A 3,557-nucleotide genomic window follows, 5' to 3' on the forward strand; every position below is an offset into this window, starting at 1 on the left:
AATAGATAGAGCCTGTCTATAGTTGGTATTAATCACGGCATTGACCACAAACTCTGTAGAGTCTTTTAGAAGTGTATGCTCTTTTTCAAGTAGTCCTCTCTTCTCCAAGATATTAAATAGAATTTTGAAGTTTACCTCATGGTCACTAGTATCAACCCCTGCTGAGTTATCAATAGAGTCTAAATTTATCTTTCCACCATTTAGAGCATACTCAATTCTAGCCTTTTGAGTAATAGAGAGATTTGCCCCCTCACATAGAGTAAAAGCTCGAAGCTCACTAGCATCAACACGCACAAATTCGTTCTCTTTGTCCCCAATCTCTAGGTTACTCTCATCTGTACTCTTGATATAAGTACCGATTCCACCATTATAAATCATATCCACTTTTAGTGTCTGAATCCTTCTTGCCAACTCATCTGCCCCAATGGTATCTTGATGATAGTCCAGAAGCTCTTTTATCTCAGATGTCAACTCAATAGATTTACTGTTTCGTGAAAATACACCACCACCTTTTGAGAATTTTTTATATTCACTCCAATGAGCATTTTTAGCCCCAAAAAGTCTTTTTCTCTCCTTATATGCTACAAGTGGGTCAGGATTTGGGTCGATAAATATATCCTTTTCAGAGATTGCACCTACAAGCTTAAAATGCTTACTCTCCAACATACCATTACCAAAAACATCTCCACCCATAGAACCGACACCAACAACAGTGATAGGCTCTTTGTAAAAATCAACACCCTTCTCTATAAAAAATCTATGTGTAGCTTTGAGCGAACCTTTGGCAGTAATACCCAACCTCTTATGATGGTATCCATTCTCTCCACCACTAGCAAATGAGTCCTTCATCCAGAAACCTCTATCTACGGCGATACTATTTGCCACATCACTCATAGATGCTGTTCCCTTGTCGGCGGCAACTACAAAGTATGGGTCTTTTTTATCATAAGCTATAACCCTATCATCTTTGAGCGTTCCATTCTGATTATCAACCAAATCCAAAAGAGCATCAATATAGGCACTATAGCACTCTGTAAATCTCTCCATAGTAATGTTCTCGGAATGTTTAATAATAAATCCACCCTTGGAGCCATTTGGTACAATCACAGCATTTTTTGCCTCTTGGGCTCTCATAAGTGATTTGACCTCTTCACGATAATCCGAATATCTCTCCGACCATCGAAGTCCACCACGACAAACGAGACCAGTTCGCAGATGCACCCCTGCAATATCTTTTGAGTGGACAAACATCTCAAAGTTTGGTTGGACTCCTTTTAGTAGATGTTTGATATTTTTTGTCTCTATCTTAAATGATATAGTATCTTTTTTAAGATAGTAGTTTGTTCTGACGATATTTTCCAAAATTAGAAGAAGCATCTTTGCCATCTTGTCATCATTGATATTCTCAATATCCCTTAGAGAACTCAAAAGCTTCTTCTTGGCACTCTCTATTTTGCTTTTTCTATCTTTGATAGCAGGGTCAAACTTCGCTTTGAAATAGGCAAGAGAGTTTTTTGTAAAGCAGATATACTTAGTCATAAGTCTATTAACAATTTGTGTAAAATTATACTCTGGATTAAGTTGGTCTTGATACCTAGCTAAAGCCCTAAATAGCTCTACCTCTCTTGTCGAGAAGTTTACCTTATAAGCCAAACCCAATATCTTACAGTCACTAGGAATCCGTCCATCAATAACATCTGCAATGACACTCTCGATATGTTTGCTATGTTTCCCAATTAACTTTGTATCAGCATTTATCAGGGTAAACTTAGTAACAAAGATACCCTCTATCTCAAACGCAACCTGTTTCTCTACCTCAAATCCCATAGAGTCTAAAATAGGATATAACTTAGATAGAGTAAGCCTCTCATTTGAGTAGAATTTGATTACAGAGTCATCTACTATATCAACAAAGGGGCTAGATGTTGAGAGGAACACTTTTATTTTATCATCTAATATTAGGTCATAATCAGCTAGAAGCTGTGGTTTTTCTTTTCTTTTTTGTACATTAGTCATTTAATTCTTATTCCTTATATATCTTTTATAAAAATATTTTTGAAATTATAGCTAAGATTCTTTTAAATGTAAGATTGATAGTGTTATAGTTCCATCACCTCTTTTTCAGTTTTAGCCACAAACTCTCCTTGAATCTTAGCCATAGCGATACTCACACTCTCAATTCTCAAAATCACAGTCTCAAATAGCATTACATTGTCCCCACGAAGATTTACAGTAACCCCTTCCATCTCAGCTTCAAGTACTGCTTTTGCATTCTCTCCAACCTCCACAACATGTGCTTTAAACTCTTTGCCAATATATTTTTCTGCCCATCTCGCCAATTTCCTATCTCTAAAATCCCACTCTGCTTTAGTGGATTCTCTCTCTAATTCAGAGACCCTAGCACATAGTGGCTCTATATTTCGCAATAGATAATCACTCTCTTGTTCATCATCTCTTAGTTGAGTCTTGATAAGACGGTGCAAGATGAGGTCGGAGTATCTACGGATTGGTGAGGTGAAATGGCTATAGTGGCTAAATCCAAGCCCAAAGTGACCCTCATTATCTGCTGCATATGTAGCCTGTTTTAGAGATTTGATAATCATAGAATCCACTTCACTAGCTAGACCCAATCTGTCTGCCTCTTTTTGAATCTCTCTCATCAGCGATGGACTATCATCATATTTAGATACAAAGAGACCAATAGCACTTAACTCCTCTAGTAACTCCTCAATTTTGGATAGTTGAGGTGGCAGGTGGACTCTAAAAATTCCATACTCAAATCGTTTAGCAGAGGCTTGATTTGCCAAAAGCATACACTCCTCTATCAGTGAGTGTGATGCCGTACCTGTCTCTGTCTGTGTACTCTTTAGTTCATGATTTGCATCTATACTAAGCTTTATCTCTTCACTTCTAAAGTCAAAACCTGTGCTAAGTCGTTTTTTTCTCAGCTTTTTGGCAATTTTTTGCAAAGGTAGAAGATATTGTAAAATCCTCTTCTCATTTTCAGCCTCTATATACTTCCCATCACTCTCTATGATTCTATCTATCTCATCATAATTAAATCGTCTCTTAGAGTGGATAATTGCCTCAAAAAACTCCTCTTTGATAGGAAGTAGAGTATCTTTGTGCAATTCTATCTTCGCCACAAATGCCAATCTATCCATATGAGGTTTTAACGAACAGATATTCTCACTAAGCTCCCGTGGCAACATAGGGAATGATTTATGAGGTAGATAGGTTGTAAATCCTCTCTGCTTGGCTTCCATGTCGATAGGGCTAAAGTAATCTACATAGTGACTCACATCTGCAATCGCCACAAACAGTGTATAGCTCTCCATATCAAAATAGATAGCATCATCAAAATCTTTTGCCGTCACTGGGTCAATAGTACAAAAATCCAACTCACGCAAATCGACTCTGCTTGGATGTTCATAAGCCGTAACAACAGACTCAACCTCTTTTGCTTGTGCGATACAATCCTCTTCAAATAGGTCAGCACGGTTAAATAGTGCTAGTGAAATCTTCTCATCAACCTTTGGGTCTGCTAGATGACCAAA

Annotated in this window: 2 protein-coding genes; both read right to left on the reverse strand. The window is 37.5% G+C overall.

The features are described 5' to 3' along the window. The coding region (locus tag GSY74_RS00025; RefSeq protein WP_164663061.1) for an NAD-glutamate dehydrogenase domain-containing protein at positions 1 to 2,016 on the reverse strand (2,016 nt) is incomplete at its 3' end. A gap of 83 nt (positions 2,017 to 2,099) precedes the next feature. Next, a partial coding sequence (locus tag GSY74_RS00030; protein ID WP_164663062.1) for a ribonuclease R family protein occupies positions 2,100 to 3,557 on the reverse strand: 1,458 nt, incomplete at its 5' end.

This window comes from Sulfurovum sp. bin170 (assembly GCF_010892395.1).
Lineage (GTDB): Bacteria > Campylobacterota > Campylobacteria > Campylobacterales > Sulfurovaceae > UBA1140.